This window comes from Pseudomonas sp. CFBP 13711 (assembly GCF_014842265.1).
Classification (GTDB): domain Bacteria; phylum Pseudomonadota; class Gammaproteobacteria; order Pseudomonadales; family Pseudomonadaceae; genus Aquipseudomonas.
The window spans coordinates 1-16,016 of record NZ_JACYVI010000019.1 but is presented as its reverse complement, the minus strand read 5'-3'; the positions used below and the strand labels follow the sequence as shown (position 1 = coordinate 16,016).

The 16,016-nt window shown below is 61.7% G+C and carries 16 protein-coding genes and 1 pseudogene; 16 read left to right on the top strand and 1 reads right to left on the bottom strand.

The annotated features are described in order from the left end of the window. The first annotated feature begins 49 nt into the window (after positions 1-49). Positions 50-2,272: a TonB-dependent siderophore receptor gene (locus IFT47_RS25110; RefSeq protein WP_192174811.1), complete on the top strand. Its 2,223-nt coding sequence runs from the start codon at positions 50-52 to the stop codon at positions 2,270-2,272. A 45-nt stretch (positions 2,273-2,317) separates the two neighbouring features. Here the strand turns inward: IFT47_RS25110 and IFT47_RS25105 are convergent, their stop codons facing one another. Continuing rightward, complete coding sequence (locus IFT47_RS25105; RefSeq protein ID WP_192174810.1) at positions 2,318-3,046, bottom strand: SOS response-associated peptidase family protein; 729 nt, start codon at positions 3,044-3,046, stop codon at positions 2,318-2,320. A 98-nt stretch (positions 3,047-3,144) separates the two neighbouring features. On the opposite strand from IFT47_RS25105, the gene IFT47_RS25100 reads away from it, so the two are divergent. From IFT47_RS25100 to IFT47_RS25030, 15 genes and pseudogenes are all read left to right on the top strand, one after another. Beyond that, entirely contained in the window at positions 3,145-3,585 is a 441-nt protein-coding gene (locus tag IFT47_RS25100; RefSeq protein ID WP_122625290.1) for a LexA family protein, read from the top strand. 111 nt (positions 3,586-3,696) lie between these two features. Continuing rightward, positions 3,697-4,782, top strand: a pseudogene (locus IFT47_RS25095) (transglycosylase SLT domain-containing protein); the annotation flags it as partial. Between the two features lie 1,064 nt (positions 4,783-5,846). Next, on the top strand, positions 5,847-6,788 hold the full coding sequence (locus IFT47_RS25090; protein WP_192174808.1) for a sigma 54-interacting transcriptional regulator: 942 nt from the start codon (positions 5,847-5,849) through the stop codon (positions 6,786-6,788). Between the two features lie 215 nt (positions 6,789-7,003). Beyond that, positions 7,004-7,912: a sigma 54-interacting transcriptional regulator gene (locus IFT47_RS25085; RefSeq protein ID WP_192174807.1), complete on the top strand. Its 909-nt coding sequence runs from the start codon at positions 7,004-7,006 to the stop codon at positions 7,910-7,912. A gap of 171 nt (positions 7,913-8,083) precedes the next feature. Further along, positions 8,084-8,413, top strand: coding sequence for a hypothetical protein (locus tag IFT47_RS25080; RefSeq protein WP_108122843.1), 330 nt, complete (start codon positions 8,084-8,086; stop codon positions 8,411-8,413). Between the two features lie 53 nt (positions 8,414-8,466). Continuing rightward, the gene (locus IFT47_RS25075; RefSeq protein WP_192174806.1) at positions 8,467-9,510 is read left to right on the top strand and encodes a harpin HrpZ family protein; all 1,044 of its coding nucleotides are present in this window, start codon (positions 8,467-8,469) and stop codon (positions 9,508-9,510) included. 41 nt (positions 9,511-9,551) lie between these two features. After that, positions 9,552-9,926: a type III secretion system inner rod subunit SctI gene (gene sctI / locus IFT47_RS25070; protein WP_192134532.1), complete on the top strand. Its 375-nt coding sequence runs from the start codon at positions 9,552-9,554 to the stop codon at positions 9,924-9,926. A gap of 9 nt (positions 9,927-9,935) precedes the next feature. Further along, positions 9,936-10,739: a type III secretion system inner membrane ring lipoprotein SctJ gene (gene sctJ, locus IFT47_RS25065; protein ID WP_192174805.1), complete on the top strand. Its 804-nt coding sequence runs from the start codon at positions 9,936-9,938 to the stop codon at positions 10,737-10,739. Next, a complete protein-coding gene (locus tag IFT47_RS25060; protein ID WP_192174804.1) occupies positions 10,739-11,281 on the top strand; it encodes a type III secretion protein in 543 nt (180 codons plus the stop codon). Before sctJ ends, IFT47_RS25060 begins: the two co-directional genes overlap by 1 nt. 37 nt (positions 11,282-11,318) lie before the next feature. After that, on the top strand, positions 11,319-11,900 hold the full coding sequence (gene sctL, locus IFT47_RS25055) for a type III secretion system stator protein SctL (protein ID WP_192174803.1): 582 nt from the start codon (positions 11,319-11,321) through the stop codon (positions 11,898-11,900). Between the two features lie 90 nt (positions 11,901-11,990). Continuing rightward, positions 11,991-12,215: a type III secretion protein gene (locus IFT47_RS25050; protein ID WP_065989219.1), complete on the top strand. Its 225-nt coding sequence runs from the start codon at positions 11,991-11,993 to the stop codon at positions 12,213-12,215. After that, positions 12,202-12,630 (top strand): type III secretion protein, encoded by a 429-nt coding sequence (locus IFT47_RS25045; RefSeq protein ID WP_192174802.1) that lies wholly within the window; start codon positions 12,202-12,204, stop codon positions 12,628-12,630. The genes IFT47_RS25050 and IFT47_RS25045 overlap by 14 nt, the downstream gene beginning before the upstream one ends. A gap of 1 nt (position 12,631) precedes the next feature. Further along, on the top strand, positions 12,632-14,737 hold the full coding sequence (gene sctC / locus IFT47_RS25040) for a type III secretion system outer membrane ring subunit SctC (protein ID WP_192174801.1): 2,106 nt from the start codon (positions 12,632-12,634) through the stop codon (positions 14,735-14,737). Continuing rightward, complete coding sequence (hrpT, locus tag IFT47_RS25035) at positions 14,734-14,937, top strand: HrpT family type III secretion system protein (RefSeq protein ID WP_074891941.1); 204 nt, start codon at positions 14,734-14,736, stop codon at positions 14,935-14,937. The genes sctC and hrpT overlap by 4 nt, the downstream gene beginning before the upstream one ends. A 2-nt stretch (positions 14,938-14,939) precedes the next feature. Continuing rightward, positions 14,940-15,299, top strand: coding sequence for a type III secretion protein HrpV (locus tag IFT47_RS25030; RefSeq protein WP_192174800.1), 360 nt, complete (start codon positions 14,940-14,942; stop codon positions 15,297-15,299). The last annotated feature ends 717 nt before the right edge of the window (positions 15,300-16,016 follow it).

Here is a 16,016-nt window from a genome sequence, read left to right as displayed (position 1 = left end):
GTGCCGTGCCGCAGATCAGCACGCCTTCGTCCTCTCCAGGAAGCACCCGATGCTACGTCCCGCCCTGCCAGCCTTGTCGGCACTCGTCGCCCTTGGTTTCTCCAGCCATTCCCTCGCAGCGCCGGCGCAGCAGGATGTAGCCGATCAGCCATCGGTCACGTCGCCCGCTCAACCGGGCAGTGCCAGCGGCAACCCGGCACCGGGCGCGGTCGCGCTGGAAGGCTTGAGCATCAACGCCGATTACGGCATCGCGGGGCAAGCGACCACGGAGAATTCGGGCTCGTACACAACGGGTTCCATGAACACGGCAACCAAGCTGCCGCTGTCCATTCGCGAGACGCCGCAGTCGGTGAGTGTGATTACCCGCCAGCGCATGGACGATCAGGGCATGAACGACCTGAACGACGTGGTGAAATACGCGCCCGGCGTGACGTTGCACCGAACCGCATCGGACCGTCAGGAGTTTCTGGCGCGCGGTTTCAAGATCGACAACATCATGTACGACGGGCTGCCGAGCAGCATCAGCGCTTACACCCAGGATGTGATTTCCGGCGCGGATCTGGCCATGTATGACCGCGTCGAAGTGGTCCGCGGTGCGACGGGGCTGATGACCGGCGCGGGCAGCCCGGCGGCGACGTTGAACCTGGTGCGCAAGCGCCCGACCGCCGTGCCGCAGGTCAGTGTGACCACCAGCGCCGGCAGTTGGGACCGGTATCGCACCGAGGTCGATGCGTCGAACAAGCTCAACGATTCCGGCACCGTTCGCGGCCGTGTGGTCGCAGCGTACGAAGACGACAAAAGCTTCTCCGACATCCGCAAGAATCAGCGCCAGACCTTTTACGGCATCCTCGAAGCAGACCTGAATGATTCGACGACCTGGACCGTCGGCGCGTCCAAACAGCGTGATGACAACACCTCGGACTGGGGCGGTCTGCCCAGCGGTCCGAACGGCGAAGACCTGCACCTCAAGCGCTCGACATTCCTCAGCAACGACTGGTCGTACTGGAACAAAGACAACATCATGTTCTTCACCGACGTCACGCACCGCTTCGACAACGGCTGGTCGGCCAAGCTGGCGGGGCAGAAGATCTGGGCCGAGGCGGACACGTTTTCCAGCTACGTCGGCAACTACGACGGTCTGGGCTTTCAGCAGTACCACGGCAAGTACCGCGACGACGACGACCAGACCAACCTTGACGCGTCCCTCAGCGGGCCGTTTCAGATGTTCGGTCGCGAGCATGAACTGGTCGTGGGCGTGAGCCATCGGCAAGAGAAGTTTCACCAGTGGGGCGGCTGGACCGACGGCACGCCGATTGATCTCTACAACCCGACCCACTCAGTGATCAAACCTGACGTCGACACCAGCCTGTACGAAACCCGCAACGCCGCCACCGAAGAAGGCGTGTACGCCGTGGCGCGCCTGAACCCCATCGACCCGCTGCACGTCATCCTTGGCAGCCGCGTCAGTTGGTATGACTTCGACAACCGCGTCGGCAGTGGCGATTACAAGGTGGTGCGCGAAGTCACGCCGTATGCTGGCGTCATTTATGACCTGAACGACACGTACTCGGCCTACGCCAGCTACACCGAAATCTTCAAGCCGCAGACCGAAGTGGATTCCTCGCGCTCGGTGTTGAAGCCCATGACCGGCAAGAACTACGAGATCGGCCTGAAGGGCGAATACTTCGACGGCGCGCTGAATGCATCGGTGGCGCTGTTTGAGATGGAGCAGGAAAACCGCGCCTATCTGCTGCAGGACCAGAATTCCACCAATTGCCCGAGCTTTCCGGCTTCCAGCTGCTACGGCGCAGCGGGCAAGGTGCGCAGCCGCGGGATCGACACCGAGTTGAGCGGCGCGCTGACGCCGGACTGGCAGTTCTCGGCGTCCTACACCTACGTGCTGAGCCAGTTTGTCGAAGACGGTACCAAAAGCAACGAAGGCAAATTGTTCGCCCCCGAGCAGCCGAAGCACCTGTTCAAAGCCGCGACCAGCTACACCTTGCCGGGCGAGCTGCACAAATGGCGAGTGGGCGCGGACGTGCTGGCCCAGAGCAAGACCTTCAATCGCGTCGGCGACGGCCAGGCGGATCAGGACGCTTACGGCATCGTCGGCCTGATGGCCGGTTACAAGCTGAACGAGCACTGGGACGGCCGGGTCAACGTCAATAACCTGTTCGATACTCGCTACTGGCAGGGCATCCCGACGAACTCGGGCACCGGCGTCTACGGCGATCCGCGCAACCTGATGTTCTCGGTGAAGTGGACGCTCTGATCACTCGCCGCACCCGGCACATCGTTTGATCGCAACGCACTGCGATCAGACGTCCTTGTCCTGATCCTCCGTCAGCAAATCGAGCCCGGCCAAGGGCTCGATCAGCTTCGCGCCTTCGTTGCGCACGTTACCGACCTCCTTGCCCACGGCATGCCAGTGGAAATCGCTGACCGGCCGGCAGCCTTCCTGGGCGATTTGCGCAAGCCGTGACGCCGGCGTCTGCGGGTCGACCCATTCCCGGGCGAGCTCGGGCGTCAGCACCAGCGGGCGGCGATCGTGGATGTCGAGCATGCCGGCATCGCTGGCGGCGGTGATGATGACGAAGCCGTCGCGTTCGTCCGGCTCCAGGCCGGGCCTGACTTGGCCCAATGCGGCGAAGTACATCGGTCCCTGGTCTTTCAGATGAATGAAGTACGGCTGCTTGCGCTTCGCATCGTTGGGGTCTTTGACCCATTCAAACCAGCCGTTCGCCGGGGCCAGGGCGCGACCGTTCGGCCACAGATCCTTGAAAAACTTCCCGGTCATCACCGTTTCGACCCGCGCATTGATCGGGTCGGGCCGTTTGCCTTTGGCCCAGTAGGGCGACCAGCCCCAGCGCACCTTATCGACGCTCAGGCCGTCAGCCACCGGGCGGATGATCTCGACGCGGGTGGTCGGCGCCACGTTGTAGCGCTCGATGGGCCAGAGATCGTAGCCGTTGATCACCAACTGCTCTGGCGCGAGCGTCTTGAGGTAATGGTCCATTGGCTCGTAGATCGAGTAGCGTCCGCACATATGTCACCCGTCGAATTTTCCTGCTTACCAGATTGACCGCACGCGGCTGAGAACGTTAACTGTATATACGTACAGTTAACAAACACAAGGTCAGTCCCATGAGTGTCACCATCCTTGGCCGGTTATCGGCGGCGGGCGAGCGGTTTCCCCTTTATGCCTTTCAAGTGCCCGCAGGTTTTCCTTCGCCGGCGGCCGATCACATCGAGCGGCACATCTCGCTGGACGAGCTGTTCGACATCCGCGCGCCCCATGTCTATCTCGTGAAAATAGAGGGCGACAGCATGCAGGGCGCGGGCATCTATTGCGGCGATCTGGTGATCGTCGACCGCAGCCTGTATGCCGAGCACGGCGACATTGTCATCGCCGCCTTGAATACCGAGCCAGTCTGCAAGCGCCTGCACATGCGGGGTAACGAGGTCATCCTCAAGTCCGAGAACAGCAAATACCCGCCGCGCTATGTCATGGAAGGCGACGAGTTGCTGATCTGGGGCGTGGTGAAATACAGCGTTCGCGATCACGACAAGGTGATGCATTCGTGATTCAGAGGCTTTCTATATAAGGAGGCGCGGAGGAGGGGGTGACAGCACGGGCGTATTGGAACCATTCAAGCGCCCGTGCCACACAGCATAAACCTCTCAGGATGACCTCCGATGCCGCCTGCCTTCCGCCTGTATTCGGGCGCTTTGCGTGTCGTTCGACCGATGCGCCTCGCTTCACTGACTGTTGCGATGTTGTGTGCCGGTTGCCAGTCTTACGGCCCGCCCGAGGCGAGCACCGAACGCACGCCGCGCCTGGTGGCAGGGCTCCATCGCAGCGAAGAGCCGGTGGCTTATTCGCGGTCGACGCAACCCTACGACGGCAGTGATATCTGGCAACGGATGGGACAGGATTTTCGCCTGGCCGACGACAACGGCGTCAACGAACGCATCGTGCGGCAGCGCGACTGGCTGCTGGGCAACGCAGGCTTCATCCGCAATGCCAGTCAGCGGGCCAGCCCATATTTGCATTTCATCGTCGAAACCCTCGACCAGCGGGCGATGCCGGCCGAGCTGGCCTTGTTGCCGATCATCGAGAGTGCCTACAACCCCAAAGCCAATTCGATCCGTGACGCGGCCGGCCTGTGGCAGTTCATGGCGGCCACCGGGCGCGATTTCAACCTGCGCCAGACCGCCTGGTATGACGGCCGGCGGGACGTCGTGGCGTCCAGCAAAGCGGCGATGGATTACCTGACGCGCCTGCACACCCAGTTCGGCGGCGACTGGCTGTTGGCGATGGCGGCCTATAACGCAGGGGAGGGCACGGTGAGCCGGGCCATCGACGCGAATCAGCGCCGAGGCCTGCCTACCGATTACTGGCACCTGAGCCTGCCAAAGGAAACCCAGGATTACGTGCCGCGACTGCTGGCGTTGTCGATGCTGGTGCGCGAACCCGAGACCTATGGCGTGAAGCTCAGCCCGGTGGCCAACGCGCCGTATTTCACGGTGCTGGAGCTGGCGCGGCCGGTGGATCTGGAGCGCCTCGCCGCCAGTGCCGGCATTGATCGCTCGGTGTTGTTGAACCTCAATCCGGCGTTTCTTCGCAAAAAAACCGCCGACGGGCCCTCCCGCGTGCTCGTGCCTCGCGACCAGTTCGAGCAGCTTTCTGCCACCCTCGGCAAAATGACCGACGACGTCATGCCCGGTAACGAGGCACTGGCGGTGACCACTGCCACGGCGTCAGCGGGGATTGTGCGTCCCTGAAGCGACACTCCAGTCACCAATTTGTCCGCTTCGGGCCCACTTTTGGCAGCAATGGGCTCGTCGTGTGTCGGCACGGACACAATCCGGCCGTGTGCTTTTCACATCCCGATCGCCCCGGATGAGCCGGGTCAGACTTATTCATAGAACCAATTAACAAAAATTTCACCGAACTTTTCAGACGCGTTGTAAAAACGCCGATACATCATGGCCAGTCGCCTCCGAAGACACAATTAGAAACATCCACTGCCATAGGTTGATGAGTGCTCAGGTCCGGTGAGCGGTGCCGGACAAGTCGTACTCAACGGCAATGAATAGTTGGATCCCATTATCGAATCAGCACTGATGCGCAAACCTTTGCTTTGCATTTAATAGTCGAAAATAAAATGACCGCCATGCCCGACCCTCTAAATTCAAGGGGTTTAGACCTATACGCGGGAGTACAGTAAAGCGTGTTCGGAAAACCGAGTTGGAGCAGTCGGATTTCCGAACGTAGTTAAACTAATGGTCCTGAGAACTAGCAAGCAATACGCAAGTTGTTAAACAACTTATAAAGTTCGCAGAGAGTTATATAAGTTCTCGGGGCCGACAGTTCATAAGTGCAACAAGGCATTTAGTTCTGATTAATGTCAGGCGCGGGCGGGTAGTTAATAGTCGTCGGTGAGGCAGGCTCGATGAATGTTAGCGAGTCGTACGCGGCATTAATAAGAGCGTTCGATGGTTAACGGTTACGCAGAGGGAGGATCGATCGTGCAGGGCGGGATGAAATGCACCATGGCAGAGCATAACCCGATGATTGTTAAGCTATTGTGATGCAGGCGCCAGGCCGGCCGTGCCCTTGGACGCCCCCAATGACTCATTGTCCAGTCGGGGGCACCGGAAGATTTTAAATAGCCGTTTGAATGTTTTGCAGATAATTAGTTAACTCCGTCAATAAAGTCAAAGTGCTATCACGTTGGCGGTGTGAAGTATGTCTCACGACGTTGGGGAACTAAATTTAATTATTGCTGCCTTTGAAATGCGTGGTATTAATAAATCGCTTGCTCCCACTACGAGAGGTATCGATGAAAGAAGAAATCGATGTAAGCGACTGTTCGTGTCAGCCTGAAAATGTGGCGCTGGATATCCAGCAGATAGCATTGAATACCGCCAACCTGAGTATGGATTTGCTGCTCTGCGGGGAGACTGGAACAGGCAAAGACACGCTGGCCAAACGTATTCATGACTTGTCCGGTCGGACAGGTTCTTTCATCGGTATGAACTGCGCCGCCATTCCGGAATCGCTGGCGGAAAGTCAGTTGTTCGGTGTTGTGAATGGCGCCTATACCGGTGTCAGCCGGTCCCGGGAGGGGTACATCGAAGCGGCCTGCGGCGGCACGCTGTACCTGGACGAGATCGACAGCATGCCGCTGAGCCTGCAGGCCAAGCTGCTGCGGATTCTGGAAACCCGGGGCATCGAGCGATTGGGCTCGACCGACTTCATTCCGGTGGACCTTCGGGTCGTCGCGTCGGCGCAGCGCCCTCTGGATGAACTCGTGGAACAAGGGCTTTTTCGTCGCGACCTGTTTTTTCGGCTCAATGTGCTGACCATTCAAATGCCAGCCTTGCGCAAGCGTCGCGAACAGATCCTGCCGTTGTTCGACCAGTTCACCCAGGAAGTCGCCGCCGATTTCGGCTGCCCGGTCCCCGAGCTGGACAACCGCCTGGTACAACTGCTGCTCAGCCATTCATGGCCCGGCAACATTCGCGAACTGAAGTCTGCCGCCAAGCGTTTCGTGCTGGGCTTCCCGCTGCTGGGCGGCGATGCGCCTCCGGATCGCGATCTGGAAACCGGCCTGAAGACCCAGCTGCGTGTCATCGAAAGAATGCTCATCGAAGACGCGCTCAAGCGCCACAAGCACAGCCTGGAAGCCGTGGTGCAGGAGCTCGAAATTCCCCGGCGCACGTTGTATCACCGGATGAAAGAGTTGGGCATGAACGATGCGGAAGAAGCGGCGATTTCGTAGGACCGGTTTCAGGCGGGAAGAGGCCAGTGTGTTCCGTATCAATCGTGTGGTGTAGAGCCTGACGCCTTCCCGGCTAACGCCGGTCCCACGAAAGCGAGTCCTGCCCAGAGTCCCACACATACCTGCCGCACCAGGCGCGCTGTTTCGCAATGGACGCCTCGCAGCCAATCTCGCGCAGCCAATGTCGCGTAACCCTGAAATACCAGAGGTCGTGGATGAGTGTGTACGAGTTATTCGATGAGCAACTGGAGGACGACCATCAGGTGCCGAACCTGCGCGTGGTGGCCCGAAGTCTCGGTCAGTTGGGGATCGACCTGCTGCTGTCAGGGGAAACCGGCACCGGCAAGGACACCGTCGCCAGCCGGATCCACACGCTGTCCGGACGCAAGGGCCGGCTGGTCGCGATGAACTGCGCCGCCATTCCGGAATCCCTGGCCGAGAGCGAATTGTTCGGCGTGGTCAGTGGCGCCTACACCGGCGCGGACAAGGCGCGAGTCGGCTACATCGAAGCGGCCCAGGGCGGCACCTTGTACCTGGACGAGATCGACAGCATGCCCCTGAGCCTGCAAGCCAAACTCCTGCGGGTGCTGGAAACGCGCTCGGTCGAGCGGCTCGGCTCGACGACACCCATCGCTCTGGATGTCTGCGTCATTGCCTCGGCTCAGCGCTCCCTCGACGAAATGGTCGAGCAGGGTCGTTTTCGCCGGGATCTGTATTTCCGCCTGAACGTCCTGACCGTCACGCTGGCGCCCCTGCGCGAACAGCGCGCCCGTATCCTTCCGCTGTTCACCCGCTTCGCTGAGGCGGCGGCGCAGGAGTCGGGTATTCCGGTGCCCGAGACCACCGGCGTGCTGCGTCACGTCCTGCTCAACCATGACTGGCCGGGCAACATCCGCGAACTGAAATCAGCGGCCAAGCGTCACGTCATGGGCTTTCCGCTGCTGGGCGGCGAGTCCGGTGAGGACGGCGAGTCATCGGGCCTGAAATCGCAGTTGCGGGTGATCGAAAAAGCACTGATTCAGGCGGCGCTCAAGCGCCACAACAACAGCGTCGAAGCGGTGAGTCAGGAGCTCGACATCCCCCGTCGCACGCTCTACCACCGCATGAAAGAACTGGACGTCTGACCTCCCGTTCACCTCGCTGCTTCTGGCGACACCTGCTCGTCCACACGTCCATATCCGCAGCTTCCGTGAACATCCCGAATTTTATTGAGCCCCATGCGGAACCGATCCCGAGGTCGGTGCCACCCATTGGCACCAAGCACTTTCGCTGGTGATGACTCAGGAGTGTTCGACATGAATCCAATCTCAATGGTCGGTGGCCTCGCCAACAGCGCGATCAACGCGGGCGGGCAAATGACTCAGCAGGCAGCCAGCGCTGTGACCAACGTCAAGCAGGAAAACCAGATCACCGAATCTGCCGCTCCTTCCAAGGCCGAAGCCGCACAAAACGCCGCCACCGAAAAGGCCGATGCCAGCCAGGCGCGCCTGATTGCCATGCAGACCGAAGCCGACATCCGCAAGCAGACCAACGATGTCCTCAGCGCTATCCGTTCCGGCAAGGAAGACAGCGCCAACAAGGCGATCAGTGCCGAGGCGCAGAACGCCAAAGGCATCAGCTACTGATCGGTCCGAGCGCCCCCTGAAAAAGGGGGCATCCACCTGAGGATGGAGGTTTCATGCTAAGTCTCAATGCCAATACCAATCCGCTGCAAAACCTGCACATCGGCACCGTGGTGTCCCAGCCGACGCTGGGCGGCGACAAGACCCCGCAGTCGCTCAAGGACGTGATCGATCAGCTCGCTCAGGCGCTGACCAAAGGCGGGCACCTGGACAAGGAATCGCCGCTGGGCCAGATGGTCGGCAAGCAAATGGAGAAGAACAACCCGTTGGCGTCGTTGATTGGCGGCAATCCGGACATGATCAAGGCTGCTTTGGGTGACCTGATCAAAGACAAACTGGGGGAAAACTTTGGTGCTGCCGCCGATGCAGGCCAGGCAGGTGCCGGCGCGCCGGACCTGATGTCGCAGACCCTCAACGGTCTGGCCAAGGCCTCGCTGGATGACCTGCTGACCAAAACGGATCAAGGCACGACCTTCTCCAAGGGCGACATGCCGCTGCTGGAAAAAATCGCCGAATTCATGGACCAGCGCACCGCCCAGGATCCGCAGAAGTTTCCGGCGCCGGATTCGGGCTCCTGGAAGAACGAACTCACGGCTGAGGGCGACAATTTCCTCGACGGCAAAGAAACGGCTGCCTTTCGTTCTGCACTGGACTCGCTGGGCAGCCAGCTCGGTCAGGAACAGAACGGCCTCAGTGATGCCGGCAGCGGATCGCCACTGAGCAACCTGTCACCGACCGACCCGTCGGGCGGCGCTGCGCAGACCCCGAACAGCGTCAATCAAGACCTCGGCCAACTGCTGGGTGACCTGCTGCAGAAGGGCGTCAACGCCAGCGTCGGCGGCGGCCTCGGTACGCCGATGAACGATGCGTCTCAGTCGGCTGGTGCCACCAATAGCGTGACCCAGGACCTGGGGCAACTGCTCAGCGGCCTGATCAAGAAAGGCCTCGAAGCCGAACAGAACGGAGCCGGCGTCAACGGCGCAGGCGGGCAAACCAATCCGTTCGCCCAGCAGGATCAGCAAAACATGCTGGCCCAGGCCGCCACTGCCCTTGTCTCGGCCCTGGTGGGTGGCGGCAACAACAGCAACAGCCTTTCCTGAAGCCAACCGTACGCATCGACACCGTCTGCCGGAGAACGCCCGTGACCCTTTCCAATGTCAACCAACTCAAATCGCCGTCCACCGATCTTGAGCCGCGCCTGGATCAGGGACTGGTCAGCGGGCCTTCGCAGGCGGACGTCGATCTGTTCAACGCCGCCATGCGCCCCGAGCTGTCGATGCAGCAGAGTCATTTATCCGAACAGATCGCCAGCGCGCTGTCGGACCGCCTTGGCGCCACCGACAAGCTGTCGCAGCAAGCCGCGCGGAAGATGAAACGGGCGTCCACCACTGACGACCCGCTGGAAATTTCCCAGATGAGCCGGTCGCTGTCGCAGTACTCACTGCAGATGGCGCTGACCACCAAAGTCGTCAGCAAGAGCGCCCAGGCCCTCGATAAACTGACCAACCTGCAGTAGAGGCATACCGTGAACTACCTGACTGCGGGACTGATCTGCCTGATGCTGCTGCTCAGCGGGTGCAGCGACGACACGGACCTGTTTACCGGGCTGTCCGAGCAGGATTCCAACGACGTGATCGCCAGCCTCGCCGACCAGCACATCGACGCGCGCAAGCGCAGCGAGAAGACCGGCGTGGTCATCAGCGTGCCGACGGCCGAGATCAATCGCGCCGTGCGGATCCTCGATGCCGCCGGCCTGCCACGGCGATCGCGCACCAGTCTGGGCGAAATCTTCAAGAAGGAAGGGGTGATTTCCACGCCGCTGGAAGAGCGCGCGCGTTACATCTACGCCTTGTCCCAGGAGCTGGAAGCGACGCTGTCGCAGATCGACGGCGTCATCGTCGCCCGCGTCCATGTCGTGCTGCCTGAACGCATCGCGCCGGGTGAGCCGGTGCAGCCTGCGTCGGCGGCAGTGTTCATCAAACACACATCGGCCCTCGACCCCGACAGCGTGCGCGGGCGTATTCAGCAAATGGTCGCCAGCAGCATCCCCGGCATGTCCGGCGAGCCGCTGGATTCGAAGAAATTCGCCATCGTGTTCGTGCCGGCGGCGGAATTTCAGGACACTGAACGTCTGGTGAACTTCGGGCCCTTTCTGATCGACAGCGCCAACCTCGACTTCTGGAATCGCATGCTGTGGCTCGCGCCGTTTGCCGCGCTGCTGCTGATTGCCTTGATCGTGTTGATCCTGCGCGGCGACTGGCGCAATGCGCTGTTGCAACGCATCGGCCTGCGCCGCAGTGCCCGGACGAGCATGCCGGTGCGGGCGTAATGCTCAGCGTTGAGGAGCACTGGATTCGCTGGTGGTGCGCGCCCTGGGAGTGGGCCCACGCCGACTGGATCGACGTGTTCGCCGACCATTGCGGCATCACCCGCGAGGACTGTACGGAACTGCTCGGCACTCGCCACGACGTGTTTCTGCACAGCGTCGGCGTGGTCCCGAGCCAACCGCCGCCGCCTGTTGATTCGCTGATGCAGTGGCTGCGACTGGATGAAGCGCAGCAGCACCGGGCGCTGTCCCTGGCGGGCCGAATCTGTTTCGGCCAGGCCGACCGCGCTGGCGCCGATGACGCCGGGCACGTGCATGAGCCCTGGTGCCGCGCGGTGGCCAAAGCGTTGCGGCCCGGTTTATGGCTGGACGCCTCGGTGACGGATGCGCGGGTTTTGCTGGCGGCGTGGGCGGGTGAGCCTTGCTGGTCGCGGCTGCGGCTGTCCTGGGCGCCGGATGCCCTGCCGCCGCCCTGCGCCGAGCTGCCCGAGAACAAGCTGCACACCCTGTGGCACTCGGTGTTATGGCGGGTGACGACACCTTGATGAGTGCGGTTACCCCATTGTCCTTCAGGAGCTGAACATGCTCGCCAAGCGTCGTCTTGTGTTGTCTTCCTCTGCCGTGCTGGTCACCGACATTCTGCGTCGCGAAGACCTGGCCGGTACCGTGCTCGCCGCTGAAGTGCTGGACAACGCCCGCGCTGAAGCCGAGCAGATTCTTGCCGATGCACATACCCAGGCGCAGCAGGAAAAGGATCAGGCGCTGGCGCAGTTCTGGGACAGCGCTAACGGTTTGCTGCAGCAGCTGGAGCAGCAGCGATCGGCGCTGGCGCAGGAATCCATGGAGGCTGTTGAAGCCCTGCTTAATGAGGCCCTCGCCGAGTTGCTCGACCAGACGACACTCGCTGAACGCAGTCGCGCGCTGATGAGGAATCTTGCCGCCGGCCAGACCGTCGAAACCAGGGCCGTGCTCAGCGCCCATCCCGACATGCTCGACAGCCTTGGTGAGTGGCTGTCGGCCAGTCGCTTTGCCGATCACTGGCAGCTAAAAGGTGACCCGGCGCTGGCGCCACAGACCTTGCGCCTGAGCGATGCCAATGGCGCGTTCGACATCGACTGGGACAGCCTGCGCCGTGGGCTCGCGGGGCCGACGGCGCATTCATGAGTTTTTCTTGACCCGGTTGTGACGGTTCATGGAACCGGAGCGGCCGCAGGTTCCACTCAGGGGTTGAATCCCTCAGTTGGAGCCACCGGCATGATCAGTTTCAAATCCCTGCAAAACCACCTCGATCACTCCTATTCCCGCGCCCAGGACGACATGCAGGACGCCGCCGAAACCGCCTCGGAAAGCGGCACCATGGAAGATTTCCAGGCGTTCAGCGATGCCTCGCAGCAGACCAACGTCGCCAACATGATTCTCAACGAAGGGCTGCGCGCCAAACACGGCATCACCAAAGCGATCATCGATGGAATTCAGTGAATTCAGCGCGATCCTCGCCCAGTGGTGCGAGCGCCGTCCGCTCGCGCCGCTGGACTGCTGGATCGATGACGCCAACGCGCGGCTGGCGGCGTCGGGCAACGGCATTCGCCTGAGCCTCGATGTGCTCGATCCCTACGACGGCAGCGACCCGCAACGCCTCGACGCGTTACTCGCTCAGGGCGGTGCCGGCGTGGCCTGTGCCTGTGAGGGCGGGCTGGCCATCGACCCCGACACCCGCTGCGTGGTGTTGGTGAGCTGGATTCCCGACCCCTGCAACCCCACGCAACTGCTCGAACGTCTGGAGCGCCTGGCCAATCAGCGCGCCGCGATGCTCAGCCTCATGCAAACCTCGATTCGCAGCGCGACCGCCTCGTCGTCCCGCTCGACCCTCAGAACCTGGCAACCGGGAGTGTGAAATGCGCAAGGCCTTAATGTGGTTGCCTTTGCTGATGATCGGCATCAGCGCGCCGGCGCTGGCCGCGGTGCCTGACGCCTGGAAACACACCGCCTACGCCTACGACGCGCGGCAGACCGAACTGGCGACTGCGCTGGCAGACTTCGCCAAGGAGTTCGGCATCGGCCTGGACATGCCGGCGATACCGGGCACGCTGGACGGGCGCATTCGTGCGCAGAACCCCCAGGAATTCCTCGACCGGCTGGGTCAGGAGCATCACTTCCAGTGGTTCGTCTACAACGAAACCCTGTACATCAGCCCGACCAGCGAGCAGACCTCGGCGCGCATCGAAGTGTCGCCGGAAGCGGTCGATGACCTGCAGCAGGCGCTGTCCGATGTCGGCCTGCTGGACAAGCGCTTCGGCTGGGGCGCATTGCCCGACGAAGGCGTGGTGCTGGTGCGCGGCCCGGCCAAGTACGTCGACTTTGTGCGCAGTTACAGCAAGAAGGTCGAGGCGCCGGAAAAAGCCGAGAAGCAGGACATCGTGGTCCTCCCGCTGAAGTACGCCAACGCCGCCGACCGCACCATTCGTTATCGCGATCAGCAACTCACTGTGGCCGGCGTCGCCAGCATTCTCCAGGAGCTGCTGGAAAGCCGCTCCCGTGGCGAGTCCATCAACGGCGTCAATCTGCTGCAAGGGCAGGGCGGCGCGGGGGGATCTGCAGGTGGCGGCGCCACGTCCTCAGGCCTGAACTACGGCGGCATGCAAAGCCAGGGCTTTGACACCGGGGCCATCGAACAGGGGCTGGATCGGGTGCTGGGCTCCAAGGGCAAACGCGGCGGGTCGTCCAGCGAATCGGCGAGCCGTTCCAAGATCCGCGTCAGCGCCGACGTGCGCAACAACTCGGTGCTGATCTACGACCTGCCCAAGCGCCGGGCAATGTACGAGAAGCTGGTCAAGGAACTGGATACGCCGCGTAACCTGATCGAGATCGACGCGGTGATTCTCGACATCGACCGCAACGAGCTGGCGCAGCTGTCCAGCCGCTGGAACTTCAAAGGCGGCAGCGTGAGCGGTGGCGCCAATCTGTTCGAGCAGGGCACCAGCACCACGCTGTTCATTCAGGATGCCGGCAAGTTTTCCGCAGACCTGCATGCCCTCGAAGGCAACGGTGCGGCGTCGGTGATCGGCAATCCGTCGATCCTGACCCTAGAAAACCAGCCGGCGGTGATCGACTTCAGCCGCACCGAATACCTCACCGCCACGTCCGAGCGCGTCGCGGACATTGTCCCCATTACGGCGGGCACCAGCTTGCAGGTGATTCCGCGCTCCCTGGACCAGAACGGCAAATCCCAGGTGCAATTGATCGTCGACATCGAAGACGGCCAGATCGACACCTCGCAAATCAACGAAGACCAGCCGGCGGTGCGCAAGGGCAACGTCAGCACCCAGGCGGTGATCGCTGAGCACGGGTCGCTGGTCATCGGCGGATTCCACGGGCTGGAAACCACCGACAAGGTCAACAAAATCCCGCTGCTGGGCGACATCCCGGTCATCGGCAAACTGCTGTTCCAGTCCCGCAGTCGCGAGCTGAACCAGCGTGAGCGCCTGTTCATTCTCACGCCGAGGCTGATAGGCGATCAGATCAACCCGGCGCGTTACGTGCAGAACGGCAACCCCCACGATGTTGATGACCAGATGAAACGCATCAAGGAACGCCGCGACGGTGGCGAACAACCGACCCGCAGCGACTTGCAGAACGCCTTCACCCAGTTGCTCGACGGCGTCACCCCGCTGGGCTTCAACAGCGGCGAGACCCTGCCGTTCGAAGCCGACAGCCTGTGTGATCCGGGCATCGGCCTGACCATGGATCGCCAACGTTCCCAGTGGTTTACACGCAAGGACTGGGGCATCGCGGTGGTCGTGGCGCGCAACACCACCAGCAAACCGGTGCGCATCGACGAAAGCCGCTGTGGCGGTCGCTGGGTGATGGGTGTCAGCGCCTGGCCCCATGCGTGGCTGCAGCCGGGGGCGGAGAGTGAAATCTACATCGCCCTGCGCCAGCCGCAGGTGTCGAGCAAGGCCAAACAGAACCGACCTTCGCTGCTCAAGGGGGCTACACGATGAACCTGCGCGGTTTGCTTTTGCTGTTTCTGGTGACCGCCACGCTGGCGGGGTGCGCCACCCATGGCTGCTCGGGTTATTCATGCAAGCGGCCCGATTCCAATGACCGGGAGCTGGTGATCTGGTGGCCGCCGGACATGCGTCAGGGGATTGATGAGCGTGACCATGAGCAGGATTTTACTGTGGTGCCATTGAAGGACTGAGCATGATTCGGGTATCGGAAAAATCAGCGTTTTACGCCCACGTCGCCGCCGAGCGTGCGGCGATCTGGCCGGTGGCGACGGGTGTGGCGTTTGTCAGTCGACGTGAGCATCGGGACTGGGGCATCGCGCTGCATATCGAGGGCCGGGCCTTGCGCCCGGAGCAGTTGCGCGATGCACTGGAGCGGCGGTTTTCGCAGGCGGAGTTGTTTAACGATTTCTTTCTGTTTCTGGATGTGCAGCGGGATTTTGTGGTCTGGCACGCGGTGCCCGATGCGCAGGGGGCGGCGGTGAGTCTGGACAGTATTCGTCGGCAGGAGCTGGAGCTGGCGGGGTTGGGGCATCTTAGTGATGCTTTGCAATAGCGCGCTCGCGGGGCTCGCTTTCAAGATCTGGATCAAGAGCATCTGCCTAACGGCAGACATTTCGCCTTCGGCGAGTTACTTGGAAAAGTCGAAAGTCGCACCATCCCCAAGTAACCAAGGGTGCCTGCTCCTGGTTGGGCCCTTCGTTCCTCAGGGTTCCTTCACTCCGGTCCCGCTCCGTGGGCCCGCCGCCATCCGCCATCCATGGCGGGGGGCGGCTCTCGCGGCATCCATGCCGCTCGGCCCACTCCGCGAGACCTCCGTTCAGCCTGCACCAAAGTCGCGATTGGCGGTGACTGAGCCTTTTGCGCAGTAAGATCAAAAGCGCGCTTACGCTTAGTAGGACCGGCTTTAGCCGGGAAGAGGCCCGTCCAAATGCTGACATTCGATCGTCCCCACGCTCCGTGTGGGAATGCATCCCGCGACGCTCCGCGTCACCCCCAAGCCTGAATCCGCGTTGGAAATCCGGGATCGGACACCATCCCTGTGGGAGTCGAGCTTGCTCGCGAATGCTGCATTTCAAACACCCATTATTCGGCGGATGTACCAATGGCTTCGCGAGCAAGCTCGCTCCCACAAATACGCGGCGTGTGGGAACGATCAGAGGCACCGCAAAACTTATGGCGCACCCACCGTGAGCTGGCCTAATGACCCCGGACACCTCAATGGGGGAAACTGTACCCATTGAGGAACGATCATGACCAAGAAATACAGAAA